This window comes from Psychromonas sp. MME1, from assembly GCF_041080865.1.
Lineage (GTDB): Bacteria > Pseudomonadota > Gammaproteobacteria > Enterobacterales > Psychromonadaceae > Psychromonas.
In genome coordinates this window covers 3,187,960-3,208,768 of record NZ_CP160906.1, presented here as the reverse complement: position 1 = coordinate 3,208,768, position 20,809 = coordinate 3,187,960, and the positions used below count along the sequence as shown (strand labels likewise).

Below are 20,809 nucleotides of genomic sequence, written 5' to 3'. Positions count from 1 at the left end.
GGAGTGATAATAATGAAAACAGTAAAGAGAATGAATGCATTGCTTGGCTTAACCCTCATATTGGCAAGTAATATAAGCCATGCGCAAACAGCAGAAGAGATACTGCTTAACATTCAACAAGAATGGGCAAATTGCCAATATCAAATAAGCGGCGAAGATCTCAAAACTAGCTGCCTAGAAAAGAATATAATGGCCAATGAAGAGGCGTTGAAAGCAGCGCCTAACAGTAACGAACTAAAAGTCTGGTTAGCCATCAACAATAGTTCACTCGCTGGTGTTAAGGGCGGCTTAGGTGCATTATCCTTAGTCAAAAAAGCCAAGCAACTTTTAGAAGAAGTGATAGAAAGCGATCCCTATGTACTGCATGGCTCCGCCTATACCAGTTTAGGTTCGCTATACTATCAAGTACCGGGTTGGCCGATTGGCTTTGGCGATGATGAGAAAGCAGAAAAAATGCTTAAAAAAGCATTAATAATTAATCCACTGGGTATTGATCCAAACTATTTTTATGCTGATTTTTTAAAGGAAGATGGTAGAAAAGCAGAAGCAATCAAATACTTTAAACAAGCACAACAAGCAGAGCCTCGACCTAATCGAGCAATCGCAGACAAAGGCCGTATGCAAGAAATTAACAACAAACTTAAGGAGCTAAATTAATGCGACTTCTCTTAGTTGAAGATGACCATCTACTTGGTGAGTCTATGGTCACCTCACTAAGTCGACATGGGTATACCGTCGATTGGTTACAATTAGGTAATGGTGTTGAAGCTATCCTTAACACAGAAAATGTCATGGCTATCATTCTCGATTTAACCCTACCCGATTGCGATGGCTTAGATCTATTACACAAAATCCGTAAGGCGGGTCATACATTACCAGTATTGATTTTAACAGCAAGGGATGAGATAGATGATCGTGTAAAAGGACTAGATGGTGGCGCAGATGATTACCTAACCAAACCCTTTGCACTGGAAGAGTTACTAGCCCGCTTACGGATGTTGATTCGGCGCATATCAGGTAATACGGAATCGACCATTGAAATAGCGGGATTAACCATTTCACTGGCCAACAACCGCGTGAACTATCTCGGTAAAGAGATAAAGCTGACTAATAATGAATTTAAACTACTCGCCACCCTTGTCACCAAGGCAGGGCGAGTATTAAGCAAAGAACACCTACAACAAGCATTACACGGCTGGGATGAACTAGCCAGTGACAATGCTATCGAAGTACATATTCATAATTTACGCAAAAAAATAGATAATAGCATCATTAAAAATATTAGAGGCGTTGGGTATTTCATTGAAAAATAATAACAGTCAATTAATCTCGATAAAAAAACGCTTAATCGTTAGTAGCATAAGCATAACGACCCTCTTGGTTTTAATTTCATGGGCATTCATCGTCCAACAAAGCAAAGATGAAGTAACAGAAGTCTATGATGCGCGCCTTGGTGAATCAGCAAAAGTGCTCGCATTAGCCATCCCCAACATACTAGCAATGCCTGCAGAACAAGGTGAAAACCTATATGCCTATTGGTTTAAAGGGATTCAAAATGTGGTAGACCATAAAGCACCAAAAACAAATTTTGGACACATATACGAAGAAAACCTCATTTTTCAGTTTTATCAAGATAACAAGGTTGTTTTTAAATCCCCAACAGCCCCTGATGAAGCATTAACAGACCTTGATAATATGGGATTTAATCATTTCACCTTTCACGAGCAAATATGGCGATCTTTTCTACTAAAAATCCCCAATGATAAGCACCAACTTTATATGTTAGTTGCTGAGAAACAGTCTATACGCAATGAAGCAATCATGGAAATAGCCCTATCGACAAGCTTACCGCAACTGTTATTGATTGTTATTTTATCCCTGACAACATTACTGCTAGTGAATAAATTTTTACAACCAATAACACAATTACAAGAAGCCGTTAGCCTAAGGAATATCAATAATTTAGAGCCAATCATGATGCAGCACTCCAGCGTTGAACTCACCCCTTTAGTGGAGCAACTTAATTATTTACTAGAGCAATTAAGTAAAGCATGGAAACGCGAAAAGCGCTTCACTCGTACTGCCGCCCATGAATTAAAAACCCCACTCGCTATCTTGCGCTTAAATGCAGAAAATGCGCTTAATAGTAATAATATCAGTGAACAACGCAGCGATTTAAACAATATTATTAGCGGTATTAACCGCACAGATCGACTCATTCAGCAGCTACTCATGTACTCTCGTATAGAGTCTCAACAAAATCTACAAAGTACGCCAATTAATGTAACTAGCATTTTGCGTGATGTTATCGCCCACTTAGCACCTGTTGCGCTTAAGCGCCAACAAAATATCTCCTTACTCCCGATTGAACATTGTACTGTCTATGGAAACGCGACTTTGTTATCCATCCTTTTTACCAATTTAATCGACAATGCCATTCGCTATTCGGGTGATAAAAGCGATATCACAATAAAAATGCACACGGATGCCACAATCGCAAATGGCAAAAGCTTACAGATATTGATCATGGATAACGGTAAACAAATAGCAGATGTAATACGTGATAAGATATTTGAAAAATTCTTTAGGGGCGATAGCGGTAAAGGTGATGGAGCCGGTTTAGGTATGTCAATTGCCGATGATATCGTTAAACGCCATCAAGGGAGTTTCAAATTACAGCCTTACAATGCAACAGATGGGAATGTTTTTGAAATATTACTACCGCTACTAGAAAGTGAGCAGAAAATGTAAAGCTATAAAATATCATGAACAATGCCGAACTAGCCGGCATTATCATAGAAGTCACTCAATCTCTTTATGTAAAGAGTAAGCGGAACCAGCTTGATCAACAATACGTGTACCTTGCTGATCAACTAGAAATAATTGGTTTTCTCCGACAAGAAAGAGTAAATCGTCAACGGCAATAATATTACCATCCCAAACAATGGGGCCTTCTTGCATAACAGCGGCACTCATTTTTCCGAGATAGCTTTTACTCAACATATAAGTACCGTCCTGCTTTAACTCCACAAATAACTCGATACCCTCACAGTCATCACAGGGTACATTTCCTTTGTATATCCCGTTCCAATCTAGCGAGGTTCGTGCTGAATGTGTATCGGGAATTTCGGCGGCCGCATTATGTGACGCAATCGCTTGAGTGTCGCTCTCTTTTTGTTGGCAACCAACAAGGCTTAAACTAGCGATAAAAACCAATCTGTAGATACTTTTCATAACAATCATTTCACTAATAATTTAAAAAACCTAACCTAACAAACAAAATTAAAGCTGTCCACCCCTATACTTCAAGAAAAAACAAGCGGTAATTGTTATTCGCTTTTCGACTGTTACAACACAGGACTAGTTTTCGATTTAGCGTCCGCTAGGGCAAAGAGAAGATCACCAACCTGTATTAAAGTAAACTCTATATGTAGAAAAACTATACTTCAATTTTATGCCCCCAATTTCGATACTCTTTTCTTACTGACTTTGCATCTTGAAGTAGCATCGGCATATAACACTATTTTTAAGGGGCAACTTACCTATCTCTAAACTATTTTTAGAAAACATTTGCAATTTAATAGACGATCGGTCTATTATTAACAAATGAATTTATCAACAACTAAAACAAGACGTGGAAGACCCCCTAGAGTTTCCCGTGATAATCTCGACACCAAGAGTGAATTAATTCGCAGTGGTCTGCAACAATTAACCGAAAGTGGCTTTGCCTCCTCGGGAATTGAAGCTATCCTTAAAAAGGTTGGTGTTCCAAAGGGCTCTTTTTACCACTATTTTAGCAGCAAAGAGGCATTTGGCTTAGCGGTACTAGAAAGCTATGCTAGCTATTTTATCAAGAAGCTAGATGCATGCTTATTAGATGAATCCTACCCGCCATTAACACGCATTAATAACTATGTTGAAGGCGCTAAAATTGGCATGAGTCGTTATCAATTTAAGCGAGGATGTTTAGTCGGCAATCTAGGGCAAGAGGTTGATTTACTGCCAGAAAGCTTTAGGCCGATCTTAATTAATATATTTATCTCTTGGCAACAGCGTGTGGCAACCTGTTTAAAAGAAGCCAAAAAGTGTGGCGATATTTCAACCAACGCAGATTGCGACCAATTAGCGGAATATTTCTGGATTGGCTGGGAAGGCGCAGTCAGCAGAGCAAGATTAGTAGAAAACAGTAAGCCGCTAGATATTTATTTTAATAATTTTATCGCAGGTTTACCCAAATAATTTTTACCCCATTATTTTTTTCAACCATTAATAGACGACTGGTCTAAATAAGGAAAAAACATGTTTCAAGGTATTTTAATCGAAAAAGATGAGCAAGGTTACCGAGCTACCGTTAAAGAGATTGATGATAGTGTACTGCCAGCTGGTGATGTTACCGTTAAGGTTTCATATAGCACGCTCAATTACAAAGATGCATTAGCAATCACAGGAAAGGGTCCTGTAGTACGTACCTTCCCAATGATCCCTGGCATTGATCTGGTCGGTACTGTTGAACAAAGTGATAGCGATAAATTTAAAGTGGGTGACAGCGTGTTACTTAATGGTTATGGGGTCGGTGAAACACACTGTGGTGGCTTGGCCGAAAAAGCACGTTTAAAAAGCGAATGGTTAATCCCTCTACCTAAAGCCTTCTCTCCTCGCCAAGCCATGTCCATTGGCACGGCAGGCTATACGGCAATGCTGTGTGTGATCGCTCTAGAAAAAAATGGCGTGACACCGGATAAAGGGGAAATCTTAGTGACTGGTGCTAACGGTGGCGTTGGTAGTTTCGCCATCGCGATCTTAGCAAAATTGGGCTATAAAGTGGTTGCATCAACGGGTCGTGTTGATCAAGCCGCATACCTAACAAAATTGGGTGCAGCTGAAATCATTGATCGCGCAACATTATCAGAGCCAGGTCGTCCATTAGCGAGAGAACGTTGGGCTGGTGCTGTAGATACGGTTGGTAGTCATACCTTAGCGAATGTTTGCGCGAGTACGCAGTATGGTGGCACAGTTACAGCTTGTGGTTTAGCACAGGGTATGGATTTCCCCTCAAGCGTTGCTCCCTTTATTTTACGTGGTGTAACTCTTGCAGGTATTGATAGTGTCATGCGCCCAACCGCAGACCGCTTAGAAGCATGGCAACGTCTGGCTGATATTTTAGAGCCAACAGTCTTTGATGATATTTCTAATGAAATTAGTTTGAGTGAAGCGATTGAAGTAGCAGGAGACCTGATTTCAGGTAAAGTCCGTGGTCGTGTCATTGTTGATATTAATAAATAATAGCAATATTTAGTGCTTATTAAACACCCCTCATCAACGCTGAGTTGATGAGGGATTATCATCGAATTAAGCGATGAGCAACAATTAGAATGCGTAACGCATACCTAGCATAAGCTCGTCTTTATCATTGTCACCATAACCACCATCACCATTGTCCAGTAAGTTATATTTGTAACTGCCATACAAAGCAACATTACCGAAATAGCGCGCATATTCAGCGGCTACAAATTGAATATCTAGCTCATCAATATCATCGGCAGAAAAGTAGTTATAAGTTAAATTTATTGCGTTGTCACCGAATGAATATCCTAGATATGTCTCAACGGCATTATAGTCTGAATCTTTAATACCTAATTTTGAAATACTACCAGCTTGATACATTGTAGCAGCCGATATCCCATTCTCATTCGTATATCTAGCAGCTAAGATATAAGCATCTGAAGTATCTTTATCAGTACCATTACCGTAAGTTTCATCGCTAGACGCATAACCGATACCTAGCTCAACACCCATTGGAAGACTATAAGCTAGTACCGTACTATAACCATCACTACGATTAGCATCGTATTCAGATTCCGAATTAAAATTACCACTTACTTGGAAAGTCAGACCTGAATCTGTGGCGATGGTGTAACGCAATACATTCTTTGCTCGGTCAGCACTAGCAACGGTATATTCATTAACATAACCACTATACACTTCTGCCATATCGGTCCAATCGGTTAGATATGTTAGAGCATTGTTTTGATGGCCATAGTAAAGATTACCTAGGCTCGACTCTACACCAGTATATAAATGACGCGTATTGATTTCGGTATCGTCTTTAGAGTTGTCATCTTTTTCCGTCAGTTCAAATTCATATTTACCAACAAAAGCCACATCATTAGAAATTGTTTTTTTACCATCTACCGATAATCGTGCACGAGACTTATCATCAAAAGAATTAGAGTTACCACCATTGTCTTTATTCTCGTCATCTTTATTCGCGTCAGAAATATTTCCTCTGACTTCGATTCGTCCACCAATGTTTAAGGTAGTATCGTCATTTTCAAACACGGTTGCCGCTGAAGCAGAATAGGCTGGAATGGCGCTAGCAACAGCAATAGCAATGAATTTCATTTTCATTTCTTTAATATCCTTTATAACTACTAAATAATTAAAGTAGATCACCAGAAGGTGCTACCAATCACAGATACCATCAAGAAATTCAATTACAATGTTCACTTCAGTAATGCCTAGCATTGCCAGTTTACGAGTATGATTTCTTAAAGAATCTTAAATTAATCTCGTTGATAATAGTGTAGGTCAAACACAGATCAATTTATCCAATAAATCCCTTGGCAAACATCTTATATCAAAGACGTAAAAAAATCATGCCTACTCAAATTTTTTTGTGTTTTCCTTGAAAAAATATTTAAATAAATGCGCCCGCAAGCTTAAGATTGTTACTCTGGTCATAGCCCCCTCAGCAAAATCATCAAATTTATAGTATTAAACAACATTTCGTTTTATATTCCATGCACAATATCATCGATGAGATTTAACATGACAAGCTATGCAACGATCTGCTTTCTTGCTGCGACGGCAATGATAATTACCTTTATAAACAGCAAAATAGGCAAATTGCAAAATACCATTGCGATTACAGCTGGCGCATTGATTTTATCTCTTGTGATCATCATTGCTGGCAATAACGGTTTTACCTCCCTGAAAGTCATTGCATCTGAGCAATTATTAAAAATTGATTTCAATAGTTTTCTATTAGACGGTATTTTGGGGTTTTTATTATTTGCTGGAGGATTAGGGATTAATCTCAGCAGCCTTAAGGATCAAAAATGGGAAATTTCGGTACTGGCTTTAGGTGCTACGTTATTTTCAACCTTCTTTATCGGATATGCGCTTTATTATATCTGCCAATATCTGCTTGGTTTACAATTTGCTCTCATCTATTGCCTACTATTTGGCGCATTAATATCTCCAACCGACCCCATTGCTGTATTAGCGATTGTCAAAAAATTAAAGGCACCGAAACGTATTTCAACTCAAATTGAAGGTGAATCATTATTTAATGATGGATTTGGCTTAGTCATTTTCGTCACCCTCTATAGCATTGCCTTTTCAGGTACAGAACCAACTTTCCTCAGTGTGGGAGAATTATTCTTACATGAAGCAATCGGCGGCATTATCTATGGCTGTGCCCTAGGTTTATTGTTCCACTATTTAATCAGCGCAACAAATGATCACTCCATGGAGTTACTATTAACTATCGGTATACCTACAGCTGGCTATGTTTTTGCCGGATGATCGGGGTATCTGGGCCATTAGCCATGGTTGTTGCAGGCATCATCATTGGTAACTGGACACGCATCACCGGCTTTTCTAAAGAGAGTAGACAACTGTTAGATCATTTCTGGGAGCTTGTTGATGAATTTTTAAATGGCATTCTTTTTCTACTCATTGGCCTTAGTATGCTTGAATACTCCTTTCATCAAGAAGATTGGATATTAATGCTGATTGCAATTCCACTTACATTAAGTGCACGTTACTTAAGTATTATGTTGCCCTATTTAGGATTCCAACTTTTCCGACAATACAACCCTTATTCCGTCGCTATTTTAACCTGGGGAGGATTACGGGGAGGCTTAGCGCTAGCCATGGCGATGGTCATCCCAAGTGGGATTATCGTTATCCCAGAAAAAAATATAGATGTACGCGAAATAATATTAGTAATGACCTACTCTGCTGTACTGTTCTCAATTTTAGTACAAGGCTCAAGTATCATTCCATTAATTAATAAAGCCAAAGCATGGCAAGATAAACAGCAATAATGCATGTTAGAATAAATAACAAGTTACTGCCTCGCTGCACAGAGCTATTTTATTGGCAAACTTCAGTAAATTATGTAAACATATGAACACGTAATTATCATTTGAACAGCCATTTAATTAACTAATGAGTAATCAATATGTCTCAAGTAAATCTCTCTTCAGCAACACCTACTCTTGATGATCATGAAATGTTAACCGAAATAGCGGTGCTTTATTATCAAGAAGGCGCAACTCAGGAAGAAATATCCAAAAAATTTTCCATCTCTCGAATTAAAATTGGCCGGCTGCTACGTAAAGCCCGTGAAGAGGGAATTGTTGAAATTAATGTCCGTTATCACCCCATCTATAGCGCGCAACTCGAGCAACGCCTAATGGATAAATATAAACTAAAACGTGTCCTCATCGCCCTAGATCAAACAAGCAACCAAGAACAGCGTAAACAGGTTGCCGTACTCGTCTCTAACTTTCTGGCGAACAATCTCAAAGACAATAGCACCGTCGCCGTTGGCCAAGGGCAAAATGTCGCCGCCGTTGCAGACCACGTAGGACTTGTAACACAACGCAATGCACGATTTGTTTGTGCGATTGGTGGCACTCATCGTAGCGGCGATAGTATTAATGCCGACCATATCTGTCGCCAACTGGCGAAAAAATTTGGCGGTACCAGCGAAACATTATATGCCCCAGGCTATGTCGATGACGCCAATACTCGCTCTGTTTTCCTTACTCATAATACTATCTCTGAAACATTACAACAGGCAAAAAATGCCGATTATGCCTTGGTTGGTGTGGGTGACATGAATGAAAATAGCCACATGATAAAGCTAGGGTGGTTTACCCAACAGGAGTTTGCAGAAGCCCGTATCAACGAAGGAATTATTGGTGATATTGGTGGTTTCGACTTCTTTAAAAGAGATGGTCAGAGTGCTAATACACGTCTACGAAATCGAGTGATTGGCTTAGGGACAGAGGACTTACGACGCATCCCAAATGTCATCGCTATCGCAAGTGAAGAGCGCAAGGCTTTAGCCATCGCGGGAGCACTACGCACCGGTAGTATCGATATATTAGCGACCAGCGTGAGCTGTGCAATGACCCTTTTGAATATGGAAGATTAACCCCTAACCATACAGCACCTTCCAATATCCGCAAGAGATGGGGGATCGCTCCCTCACTAGCAGAGAGCGTGAATCAACTAGCTGCTCAAAAGCATACCTTAAGCCTAACTTCTATGCATTTCTCCGAACGCAACCCCACACTATTATCACAACAACCAACAAAAAAAGAGACAGATCACAAAAATAATTTTCTTCATTGACTTTTTACGGAAAAAAACAATACTATTATAACAAATGTTACACGCGCAATCATTTGTTCATTATCAACGTGAGTCATTATGGTTGTTGTAAATTCTATTAGCTGTCGTACAAGCAAAAAATTAAGGTGGAATAAAAATGAGCAATAAATTAGAACAACTTCGTAGATTGACTACCGTCGTCGCGGATACCGGTGACGTTGAAGCAATTGCGAAGTACCAGCCAGAAGACGCAACAACCAATCCATCTTTAATTTTAAAAGCGGCACAATTAGAAGATTATAAATATCTTATCGACTCCTCTATTGCCTATGCAAAATCTAAAAGCAACGATAAAGCACAACAGGTAACTGATACCTGCGATATGCTCGCGGTTAATATTGGTAAAGAAATACTTAAAATAGTCCCTGGACGCATCTCTACCGAAGTCGATGCACGTTTATCCTATGACACAGAAAACAGCGTAATCAAAGCACGTCAGTTAGTTAAAATGTATAACGATGCAGGCATCCAAAATGACCGTATTTTAATTAAGCTTGCCTCGACGTGGGAAGGTATTCTTGCTGCCGAGATCCTCGAAAAAGAAGGCATTAACTGTAACCTAACACTGTTGTTCTCCTTTGCTCAAGCACGTGCATGTGCCGAAGCCGGTGTTTTCCTTATCTCTCCCTTCGTTGGTCGCATTATGGACTGGTACAAAGCCAAACAAGGTCACGACTTTGCGCCATCAGAAGATCCTGGCGTTATCTCTGTTTCTAATATCTACAACTACTACAAAGAACATGGCTATAAAACCGTTGTGATGGGTGCAAGCTTCCGAAATGTCGGTGAGATCCTCGAATTAGCAGGTTGTGACCGCCTAACAATCAGCCCGCAATTATTACAAGAATGCAAGATAGCGAGGGTGACGTTGCTGAAAAATTAACCGCCAATGTAGAACTTAAAGATCGTCCTAAAAAAATGACTCACGCAGAGTTCTTGTGGCAGCACAATCAAGATCCGATGGCCGTTGAAAAACTCGCTGACGGGATCCGCAACTTTGCCCTTGATCAGGATAAACTTGAAGCGATGATCGCTAATCTCATATAACCCTTCCAATAATAAAGCGGCTCCTCAGTCGCTTTTTTTGCTCTATAAAAAATTTAAATAGGTACCAATATGCAACGAAAAATTCTAGCCAACGCAATCCGCGCGTTAAGTATGGATGCAGTACAAAAAGCTAATTCAGGTCACCCTGGTGCACCAATGGGGATGGCTGATATCGCTGAAGTACTGTGGCGAGACCATCTTAATCATAACCCGAATAATCCAAACTGGGCAGACCGTGACCGCTTCATACTATCAAATGGTCATGGTTCAATGCTGCTCTATTCACTCTTGCACCTAACTGGTTATGATTTACCAATCAATGAGTTAAAAAACTTCCGCCAACTACACTCTAAAACACCGGGTCACCCTGAATATGGTTACGCTCCCGGTATTGAAACAACAACGGGACCGCTTGGTCAAGGTATTGCCAATGCAGTTGGTATGGCAATGGCTGAACGTGCACTTGCTGAACAGTTTAACAAAGATGGTCATAGCATCGTTGACCATAACACCTACGTATTTATGGGTGATGGATGCATGATGGAGGGGATCTCTCACGAAGTCTGTTCACTCGCTGGTACACTTGGTCTTGGTAAACTCATTGCATTTTGGGATGACAATGGAATATCCATTGATGGTGAAGTTGAAGGTTGGTTTTCAGACGATACGCCAGCACGTTTTGCCGCCTATGGTTGGCATGTTATTCCTGCGGTAGATGGCCATGATGCAGACGCCATTAACGCGGCAATTGAAGCAGCGAAAGCAGAAACGGGTAAGCCCACACTTATCTGTACGAAAACGATTATCGGTTTTGGTTCGCCAAACAAAGCAGGTACGCACGACTGTCACGGCGCGCCATTAGGTGCCGAAGAGATTGCAGCAACACGTCAAAAATTAGATTGGCAACATGGCCCCTTTGAAATCCCTGCGGATATATACTCAAAATGGGATGCTAAAGAAGCTGGCAAAACAAAAGAAACAGCATGGGATGAGAAATTTGCCGCCTATCAAGCACAGTATCCAGAGCTAGCGGCAGAATTTAAACGCCGTGTAAATGGCGAGCTTCCTGCAAACTGGGAAGAGAAGTCAACGGCTATTATAGCGGATCTTCAAGCAACGCCAGCAAATATTGCATCACGTAAAGCATCGCAAAATGCACTTGAAGCCTTTGGTGTTATGTTACCAGAATTTATGGGTGGATCTGCCGACCTTGCACCTTCAAATTTAACCATGTGGTCAGGCTCTAAATCCTTAACAAGAGAATATTTTTCCGGTAACTACATACACTATGGTGTTCGTGAATTTGGCATGACTGCCATTATGAATGGTATTGCCTTACACGGTGGCTTTGTTGCCTATGGTGCAACCTTCTTAATGTTTATGGAATATGCGCGCAATGCAATGCGTATGGCGGCACTAATGAAAATTCAAAACATTCAAGTGTATACCCATGATTCAATTGGCCTTGGTGAAGATGGTCCGACACATCAACCCGTTGAACAAATAGCCTCATTGCGCTTAACCCCTAATATGAGCACTTGGCGACCATGTGACCAAGTAGAATCAGCGGTCGCTTGGAAACTGGCAATTGAACGTAAAAATGCGCCAACAGCATTAATTTTCTCTCGTCAGAATTTAGCTCAGCAAGAACGCACAACAAGCCAAGTTGCTAACATTGCTAAAGGTGGCTATGTATTAAAAGATTGCACTGGCACAGCACAATTAATTCTTATCGCAACGGGTTCTGAAATGGGTATCGTCGTCGATGCCTATCACGAACTCACTCGTGCTGGTTATCAAGTACGCGTGGTATCGATGCCATCGACCGATCTCTTTGATAAGCAAGATGCCTCTTACCAAGAATCCGTCTTACCAGCAGCGGTCACTGCGCGTATCGCGGTTGAAGCAGGAATCGCAGATTACTGGTATAAATATGTCGGGCTTTCTGGACGCATTATTGGCATGAATAGCTTCGGAGAGTCAGCGCCAGCCGATGAACTATTCAAGTTATTCGGCTTTACCACTGAAAATATCGTTAACACTGCAAAAACGCTACTTAACTAACTATTTGAAGTGATCCCTTCACAGCCCTTTTATTACCGTTAATAAAAGGGCTGCACAACTAGACGTTCGCCACCGGGTGAACGGCAACAATCGTTTCCCCTGCAATTGGTTGATACTCATCCCCTATTTCAAATGGCTTAAGCTTACCTGATACGCTAATAACAAAGAGTGGTACCGCACTTTTATTGGCTTGCAAATAATCTTGCCAAAGAAAAGAATCACCCAATTTAGTCGCTTTAACTTTACCTGCTTTAGTCAACAAACTACTCAACTTGGTAAACGTCACATCGCGGCGAAACAAAACTTGCCTTGAACGAAAGGTCGAACTGACTTTATTGCGCTTACTATGATGTTCACCTGAATGTAGCGAAAAAACCTTCTTTTCATCGAGTAGATGAGCAAAATGCTGAACAGCGAGGGCGTTATCATGGCGATTAGGTGAAAGGCCCAGCACCATATTGAGATCAGCAAGCGGCACAAAACGCTCTGCATGCTCAGATTGTGGATTACCGTAGTAACAAGGAAGCCCTGCCATACGCGCTAGATGACAATTTTCCCAAGCAGGATCAGACATCAGTACAGAGACACCCAAATCTTTCAGCCCAACCGCAATGCCTCTGGCAACATGATTAGCCCCGATAAATAAAACCGTTGATGGAACGGGTTTTCTTAAGCCCAACCACTGTGCTAAAGGTGTCGCCGTTACGCTCTGTAATATCACCGTCACAATGATTACAGTAAAAATAAGCGGCACAATTTTTTCTGCATCTTCAACGCCGGCTTCGGTAAGACTTAAGGCAAAGACAGATCCCACCGCCGCAGCCACAATCCCCCTTGGTGCGATCCAGGATAATAAAATTTTTGAACGATAGGAAATCTTACTGCCCAATGTTGATGAGAAAATACATAACGGGCGCGCAATAAACAGGATAACAGCCAAAAATGCGAAGACCATCGGGCCAAGTAACAACACACTATCCCACTCTAACCTAGCGGCCAGTAAGATAAATAAACTGGAAATTAATATTTGCGAGATCTTCTTTAAACTCTAAAATAGAGGTTAAATCAAGATCCTTCTGGTTGGCAAGCCACATGCCATAGATAGTTACCGCAAGTAACCCAGATTCATGGCTGGCAACATTAGCAATCGAATGGGTCATTAAGACTAAGGCTAAAATAGCAAATTTATGCAACTCATAGGGTAGCCATTCACGACGGATAATGAGCGTCGTAAACCAACCCGCGAAAATCCCCATTAATAAGCCCGCAGACAACATTTGCAACAGCGCAAGTAAAGTAGAAAGTACCGCATCACCTTGGCTTGTTGACGTTACCGCGCCAAAAACCAGAACAGCAAATAAAGCACCAATCGGATCAATAACAATCCCCTCCCAGCGTAAAATAGAGTCAATCTCTTTAACGGGTTTCATGGTGTTTAATATCGGCGCAATTACCGTCGGCCCTGTCACTACCAATACGGCACCGATCACCGCAGAAACACGCCAATCTATATCAAGTAGCCAGTAGCAAGCAGCACCAATTATCACAAAGGTCACCAGCATCCCGACCGAACAGAGATTACGAACAATCTTACCTAGCCCTTTTAACTCTTTGAAATGTAATGTTAATGCGCCTTCAAAGAGAATAACGGCAACGGAGAGTGAAATCACTGGAAATAATAGATCGCCGAGCAATGCATCGGGGTTTAATAGCCCCACACCCGGCCCTAAGAGTAAACCGGTGAGGAGAAGAAACAAAATAGCGGGAACTTTCAGTGACCAAGCAAGCCACTGGGCAACAACGGAGACCAAAACGATGGCAGCAAAAATAAGTGCAGTCATAAATATCCTTAACGTGACTGAGCGCTACGAATGATACGCAGCATTTTAGAAAAAATTACGTTATTTTAACGAAACTGTAAAACAGTTTTATGACAACCTCCTCGCTACATTTATAAACAATGCTTCATATTAGATGACAACAGAAACAACAACAAGCGGAAAGTAAGGAGCCAATACCATTAGGCATAATATTGTGGTCATAGCTTGTTGAGGACAAATGAGGAAGAGCAAGGCGCATGATAGCGTAATAGCTGAGTAATGCATCGATACCCATAAAAAAGCCGAATAGGATAATATTCGGCTTAATTTATTCATTGTAATACATGAGAGATTATCATTCTAACAGAGTAAACTGATAAGCGGTTTGATAACGATAGGTTTCTCCTGGCGCCAAAAGCGGACTAGGCTGCGCCCACTCAAGATGGTTAGGCGCATCGGGTAAGAACTGAGTTTCTAACGCGATACCCGCATAATCCATATATTCACCACCACTGCGGTTTGGCGTTCCAGCTAGCCAATTACCTGTGTATAATTGTATAGCAGGTTTATTAGTAAACACTTTTAATGTAATACGTTTATCTGGACTACAAAGTGTTGCAGCACACGCTCCATTCTGACTATCTTGATTCAGTAAAAAGGAGTGATCATAACCTTTCGCTAACGATTGCTGTTCGCCCTTTAAAAAGTCCGAAGCAATTGCTTTTGCTTGACGAAAATCAAAACTATTCGCCTGTACAGATACGGGATGGCCAAGTGGTATCCCGTCTCCATCTGTCGGTAAATAGTTATCTGCATTAATAGAAAGAATATGGCTTTTACAATCTAATCCAGATTCAGCGCCTAATAGATTAAAATAAGCATGATTAGTTAGATTAATTGGCGTTGCTTTATCCGTTGTCGCTTGATAACTAATTAACAATGTATTTTCATCGCTTAACTGATAACAAACTGACACCTGTAAATTGCCAGGAAACCCCTGATCACCATCCGCAGAAACAAGCGAAAAACCGACTGTGCTGGCATCTTGATGTGTAATATTCCAACGACGTTTATCAAAACCATCTCGGCCCCCATGAAGCGTATTTCCGGCTTGATTAATAGCAACCTGATAATGCAAACCATCAATATCAAACATCCCTTTGGCGATGCGGTTAGCGTAACGACCGATAGTACTCCCCAGATAAGAAGAATGCTTTTTAAAATCAGACATTGTCGCAAGCCCTAGCAAAACCTCTCGGCGTTCATTATCAATAGGAAGAGTGCAACTTAACCACGTTGCACCGATATCCATAAATGTAACGGACATGCCGTTTTTATTTTGCAACGTCACCAATTTAGCCGGAAGCCCATCAAAGGCGACCTCTTGAGTCATCGTTTGAATAAGAGAATTTTCCATCACAATAATCTAACCTTATTATTTATTAGATATTACCCGCACCATCTTGTGGCGTGCAGATATAAATCGATTCTTTAATACCTGTTTTTGCTTCATATTTAGCTTCAATGAGCGCTTTTGCCTGAGCAACCATATCAGAAGGCATTAACGCAACACAGCAGCCACCAAAGCCCCCCCCAGTCATGCGAACACCACCTTTAGAGCCGAGAAAATCAGCTAATACTTCTACAATATAGTCAATTTCTGGTACCGTAATTTCAAAGTCATCTCGCATAGAAGCGTGTGATGCGTACATATATTCACCCACTTTATGCAAATCCCCTGCGATTAAAGCATCGGCACAAGCAACTGTACGATCAATTTCAGAAATAACATGATGCGCACGTTTATAAACATCAGAACCTTTTTCAATAGTCGAGGCATCTAATTCAGCCAAGGTCGCATCACGTAAAGCAGCCTTACCAAGAATGTGAGCAGCTTCTTCACATTGTTTACGCAATGCATTATATGCTCCATCCACTAAGCTATGGGTCACATTAGAATTAATGATCATAATGCTGATATTATCTGGAATACTCACAGCTTTTGTCTCTAAGCTGCGGCAATCAAGAAGAAGAGCATGGTTCTTCTCACCACAAGCGGAGATCATCTGATCCATAATACCGCAGTTACATCCTGCAAAGTTATGTTCAGAGGCTTGACCAATAAGTGCCAACTCTGATTGCGCAACCTCTAAATCATACAATGCCTTCATTGCTTGCCCAGTTACCACTTCAAGTGCAGCGGATGAACTAAGACCAGAGCCAAGTGGAACATTACCTGTGATCGCGATATCCGCACCGCCGACAACATAGCCCTTTTCTTTTAAGAAATGGACCACACCGCGCATATAATTAGCCCAGAGTTTATCATTGGTCGGCTTAATCGGCTCATTCAGAGAAAATGAATCCTGCACATTGTCATAATCGACAGAGATCAAACGGACAATACCGTCAGAACGTTTAGCACAAGCAACAACCGCTTGGTAATTAATCGCACAAGGCATCACAAAACCATCGTTATAATCCGTATGTTCACCGATCAAGTTAACGCGACCAGGCGCCTGTACAAAGGTTGTTGCCTGATAACCACATACATCTTTAAATGCCTTTGCAGCTCGTAACTTCAATTCATTCGTTGACATGGTGTCGTTCCTCGTTATTGTTCTTTATAGTGAATATCGCTTACATCACGTAATTTTTGTGCAGCTTGCTCTGCCGTAAGATCTCGTTGAGATTCAGCAAGCATTTCATACCCCACCATAAATTTACGTACAGAGGCAGAACGCAACAATGGCGGATAGAAAATAGCATGTAATTGCCAGTGGTCAATATCAGTCCCCTGTTCAAAAAATGGTGCATAATGCCATCCCATGGAATAAGGAAATGAACAGTTAAATAAATTATCGTAACGACTCGTGAGTTTTTTAATTGCTAGCGCTAAATCATCACGCTGATCTTGGGTCAACTCACTCATACGACGAATATGCGTTTTCGGTAATAATATGGTTTCAAACGGCCAAGCGGCCCAGTAAGGAACAACTGCAAGCCAATGTTCGGTTTCAACAACCGTACGCTCTCCATCTTTTAATTCAGCCTGTACGTAATCAAGCAGCAAATTTGAACCGTGTTGTTCATAATAAGCTTTAAGAAGCTGCTCTTTACGTTCAATTTCATTAGGTAAAAAGCTATTTGCCCAAATTTGACCATGCGGATGAGGCTGTGAGCACCCCATTGTTGCACCTTTGTTTTCAAAGGCTTGTACCCATACATAGGTTTTGCCAAGCTCTTCAATTTGATCATTCCAAGTATCAATCACGCCACGGATCTTATCCAACGGTAACTCTGGCAGTGTTTTACTGTGATCTGGTGAAAAACAGATAACACGACTTAAACCACGAACACCTTGTGTTTTAAATAGTGGATTGCTCGACATGGGGGCGTCTGGCGAGTCCGGCATTAATGCACCGAAATCATTGGTAAAAACATAAGTACCTGCATAACCAGGATTTTTATCACCAGAGATACGCGTATTGGTTGGACACAAAAAACATTCAGCGTCATAACTCGGTAACTCTTCTGTCGAGGGAGTCTCGTCTTGACCACTCCAAGGGCGCTTCGCACGATGCGGTGAAACTAAAATCCATTGCCCCGTTAACGGGTTATAACGGCGGTGTGGATGATCAATCGGGTTAAACGTAACTTCAGACATAGTATTCTCTTCTATTTGCAAGCCCATATACAATGGGCTTTATTCATCATAATGTTAAAATATTATTGAGGATCGGGATAACCCTGCGGATTTCGCGACTGCCAACGCCAAGTATCAGCACTCATATCGTCAATAGTTCGGCTCGCTTTCCAACCAAGATCCTTTTCAGCTTTATCGGTACTTGCCCAACACTGTGCAATATCACCGCTTCGGCGTGGACAAATTTTATAAGGAACAGGATTACCCGACGCATTTGCAAAGGCATTCACCATCTCAAGCACGCTACTTCCTTTGCCCGTACCTAAATTGTAAATATGTAATCCTGCTTTTTGTCCCACTTTTTGTAACGCTGCAATATGACCATCGGCTAAATCCATCACGTGAATATAATCACGTACGCCAGTCCCATCGGGCGTGTTATAATCATTACCAAAAACAGCTAATGATTCACGACGACCAACCGCCACTTGAGCAATAAAAGGCATTAAGTTATTAGGGATACCTTGTGGATCTTCTCCCATAGTGCCTGATGGATGCGCACCAACCGGATTAAAGTAACGCAATAATGTAATGCTCCAATCGGGTTCAGCAACAAGCAAATCAGATAAACATTGTTCAACGATATATTTACTGCGGCCGTATGGATTTGTTGTCGCACCTGTTGGCGAGCTTTCTGTAATAGGTACTACTTCAGGGTCACCATAAACAGTGGCAGAGGAACTAAATACTAAGCTTTTTACACCAGCCTTGGCCATTGCTCGCGCTAACACCAACGAACCATTGACATTATTGTCGTAATAGGAAAGCGGCATTACCATCGATTCACCCACCGCTTTAAGACCCGCAAAATGGATCACAGACTGGATTTGATGCTGCGAAAAAATATCTGTCAAGAATGCTTCATCGCGGATGTCCCCTTGATAAAAAGCAGGCTTGACGCCTGTTAACTCCTCGATACGATCTAATACGGCTAACTTAGCATTGCATAAGTTATCGACAATAATGGGCTCAATGCCAGCTAAGATCATCTGTACACAAGTATGACTACCGATATATCCCATACCACCTGTCACTAATACTTTCATAACTCTATCACCTTGTTTTATCCGAAATAAGCACTTTGCTGCTCTACTAACAGCACGGCTACCAAGATATGACTATACATAACTGTAAACGTTTACACAATACTGTAGTGATAAAATTTTCATGTATTTATTGATGCGATAATGCATTCCTCAATAGCTAAATAAATCAACCCCTTAATTATATCAATCCAGATAATATTGGTAGTCATAGCTTGTAGAGAAAAAATAAGGGAGAGTAAGGTGCAGGATTGAGTAATAGCCGGCTATTACGATTGAATGCAACGCAGCGATGTATTGACTTCAGTAACGAGAAAATTTGCTGTAATCCTACTTTCGTAAAAAGTTACGGCTAGGGAAGGTTTTCTTATTTTCATGATTTATTGGGTTAGAAAAGTACAGCTATGGGCTATGAATATGACGCTTATTGAGGCGCGCTAAAACAGATAAACAGTGCATCATGCATGATAACAGCGTTTTTATCCTGTCGATCTCACGCAATTTTTCCCGGCCTTTTTAGCTGCATATACGCCTTTATCAGCGACCTTGATAAGATCTTCATATTGCAGCATATCGGGCGTTCGACAAGCAACCCCAACGCTCATGCTGCCATGCCAAGGTTTGCCGCCTGTTACAACGCAAAGCTTAGCAATCGCTTTACGGGCTAACTCCGCAATATGCATACCACTTTCTTTATCGGTATTGGGACAGATAATTAAAAATTCATCCCCACCGAGACGACAGACAAGATCATCAGTTCGAAAAGTATCACGCAACGTTTTAGCCAGCTCTTTCAACACTAAATCGCCAGCATCATGCCCATAGCTATCATTAACCTCTTTGAAGTGATCTGCATCGATCATAATACAGATTAAGGGGGAGTTATTTGCTAATGATTTATTCCAACAACTCGCAAGAAAACGCATCGCGTGACGGCGATTAGGTAATCCAGTTAACACATCGGTTAAGGACATTTCTTCAAGGTATTGGTTTGCCTTATAAAGCTCTTCGGTACGTAATGCTACTTTTTCTTCCAGAGACGCATTCAATTTTTTAAGCTGTTTGTTACGCATGGAGACAAGATCAAGCAAGCCATCAAGCGCCTCCATCAAAGGTTCCATGGATCTATTTTTTTCTTGCTGTAATGAATCGTATGCAGCCAGAGGAGTCACTCCTGATTTAATGGCATGGATCTGTTTAGCCATATCCTGATCCTTACCAAGGATATGGTAGACGAGCCAATGAGTCAGAAATTTAAAAAAAGATTTTGCTTGATCAAGGTCATCGATAGATATACTGGAATAAATTGAAGATACTTCCTCAAGAAAGCCTCTATGGACATCAATATGACTACTCAAGTGACGAGGATCAACATGAATTTCAGCCATTAACTTTTCTTCTTTGTGAAAATGATATACCGCGTAATCTGATAACTGATGGTATAGGCGATCAACATCATCAATATGAACTTGGTTTTCAGATAGCAGCCGGCCAAACTGATTAATTAAATTAACAAGGTGATGATGCTGTTCATCAACCTCATCTAACCCAGTTTCAAAATATTGCCCCCAATTAAATGAATCCATGATACTTATCTCTACCTTGAGTATTAAAATATTGTGCGCCTAATGTGCAGATTAATTTACGCTTGCTCGATATTC

At 41.0% G+C, this 20,809-nt stretch carries 14 protein-coding genes and 3 pseudogenes; 9 read left to right on the top strand and 8 right to left on the bottom strand.

Annotated elements, in window-relative coordinates; all coding sequences use genetic code 11:
- The first annotated feature begins 12 nt into the window (after positions 1-12).
- Genes AB2N10_RS14735 through AB2N10_RS14725 form a run of 3 tightly spaced genes read left to right on the top strand, consistent with a single transcriptional unit; the run spans position 13 to position 2,751 of the window.
- Entirely contained in the window at positions 13-657 is a 645-nt protein-coding gene (locus AB2N10_RS14735; RefSeq protein WP_354623125.1) for a hypothetical protein, read from the top strand.
- Positions 657-1,313: a response regulator gene (locus AB2N10_RS14730; RefSeq protein WP_354623124.1), complete on the top strand. Its 657-nt coding sequence runs from the start codon at positions 657-659 to the stop codon at positions 1,311-1,313. Before AB2N10_RS14735 ends, AB2N10_RS14730 begins: the two co-directional genes overlap by 1 nt.
- Positions 1,303-2,751, top strand: a complete 1,449-nt coding sequence (locus AB2N10_RS14725; protein WP_369434023.1) for a sensor histidine kinase — start codon at positions 1,303-1,305, stop codon at positions 2,749-2,751. The genes AB2N10_RS14730 and AB2N10_RS14725 overlap by 11 nt, the downstream gene beginning before the upstream one ends.
- Before the next feature lie 51 nt (positions 2,752-2,802).
- Here the strand turns inward: AB2N10_RS14725 and AB2N10_RS14720 are convergent, their stop codons facing one another.
- A complete protein-coding gene (locus AB2N10_RS14720) occupies positions 2,803-3,234 on the bottom strand; it encodes a copper resistance protein NlpE N-terminal domain-containing protein (protein WP_354623122.1) in 432 nt (143 codons plus the stop codon).
- Between the two features lie 372 nt (positions 3,235-3,606).
- Here AB2N10_RS14720 and AB2N10_RS14715 point away from each other — a divergent pair, with 372 nt between their 5' ends.
- The gene (locus AB2N10_RS14715) at positions 3,607-4,239 is read left to right on the top strand and encodes a TetR/AcrR family transcriptional regulator (protein WP_354623121.1); all 633 of its coding nucleotides are present in this window, start codon (positions 3,607-3,609) and stop codon (positions 4,237-4,239) included.
- Positions 4,240-4,299: 60 nt separating this feature from the next.
- A complete protein-coding gene (locus AB2N10_RS14710) occupies positions 4,300-5,283 on the top strand; it encodes an MDR family oxidoreductase (RefSeq protein ID WP_354623120.1) in 984 nt (327 codons plus the stop codon).
- Between the two features lie 84 nt (positions 5,284-5,367).
- On the opposite strand, the gene AB2N10_RS14705 is transcribed toward AB2N10_RS14710, so the two are convergent.
- On the bottom strand, positions 5,368-6,408 hold the full coding sequence (locus AB2N10_RS14705; protein WP_354623119.1) for a porin: 1,041 nt from the start codon (positions 6,406-6,408) through the stop codon (positions 5,368-5,370).
- Between the two features lie 420 nt (positions 6,409-6,828).
- Between AB2N10_RS14705 and AB2N10_RS14700 the strand changes: the two are divergent.
- The 4 genes and pseudogenes from AB2N10_RS14700 to tkt all read left to right on the top strand — a co-directional run bounded on the left by AB2N10_RS14700 (position 6,829) and on the right by tkt (position 12,579).
- A pseudogene (locus AB2N10_RS14700) lies at positions 6,829-8,111 on the top strand (cation:proton antiporter).
- A 137-nt stretch (positions 8,112-8,248) separates the two neighbouring features.
- Positions 8,249-9,229: a sugar-binding transcriptional regulator gene (locus AB2N10_RS14695; protein ID WP_354623118.1), complete on the top strand. Its 981-nt coding sequence runs from the start codon at positions 8,249-8,251 to the stop codon at positions 9,227-9,229.
- Between the two features lie 336 nt (positions 9,230-9,565).
- A pseudogene (tal, locus tag AB2N10_RS14690) lies at positions 9,566-10,515 on the top strand (transaldolase).
- Positions 10,516-10,584: 69 nt separating this feature from the next.
- Complete coding sequence (gene tkt, locus AB2N10_RS14685; RefSeq protein WP_354623116.1) at positions 10,585-12,579, top strand: transketolase; 1,995 nt, start codon at positions 10,585-10,587, stop codon at positions 12,577-12,579.
- Positions 12,580-12,637: 58 nt separating this feature from the next.
- Here the strand turns inward: tkt and AB2N10_RS14680 are convergent.
- The 6 genes and pseudogenes from AB2N10_RS14680 to AB2N10_RS14655 form a co-directional block, all read right to left on the bottom strand.
- A pseudogene (locus AB2N10_RS14680) lies at positions 12,638-14,420 on the bottom strand (cation:proton antiporter).
- 334 nt (positions 14,421-14,754) lie between these two features.
- The gene (galM, locus tag AB2N10_RS14675) at positions 14,755-15,816 is read right to left on the bottom strand and encodes a galactose-1-epimerase (protein WP_354623469.1); all 1,062 of its coding nucleotides are present in this window, start codon (positions 15,814-15,816) and stop codon (positions 14,755-14,757) included.
- 25 nt (positions 15,817-15,841) lie between these two features.
- Entirely contained in the window at positions 15,842-16,999 is a 1,158-nt protein-coding gene (gene galK, locus AB2N10_RS14670) for a galactokinase (protein WP_354623114.1), read from the bottom strand.
- 14 nt (positions 17,000-17,013) lie between these two features.
- Complete coding sequence (locus tag AB2N10_RS14665; RefSeq protein WP_369434022.1) at positions 17,014-18,066, bottom strand: UDP-glucose--hexose-1-phosphate uridylyltransferase; 1,053 nt, start codon at positions 18,064-18,066, stop codon at positions 17,014-17,016.
- A 62-nt stretch (positions 18,067-18,128) separates the two neighbouring features.
- Entirely contained in the window at positions 18,129-19,151 is a 1,023-nt protein-coding gene (gene galE / locus AB2N10_RS14660) for a UDP-glucose 4-epimerase GalE (protein WP_354623112.1), read from the bottom strand.
- A 476-nt stretch (positions 19,152-19,627) separates the two neighbouring features.
- Positions 19,628-20,734, bottom strand: a complete 1,107-nt coding sequence (locus tag AB2N10_RS14655; protein ID WP_354623111.1) for a GGDEF domain-containing protein — start codon at positions 20,732-20,734, stop codon at positions 19,628-19,630.
- Positions 20,735-20,809 lie beyond the last annotated feature (75 nt).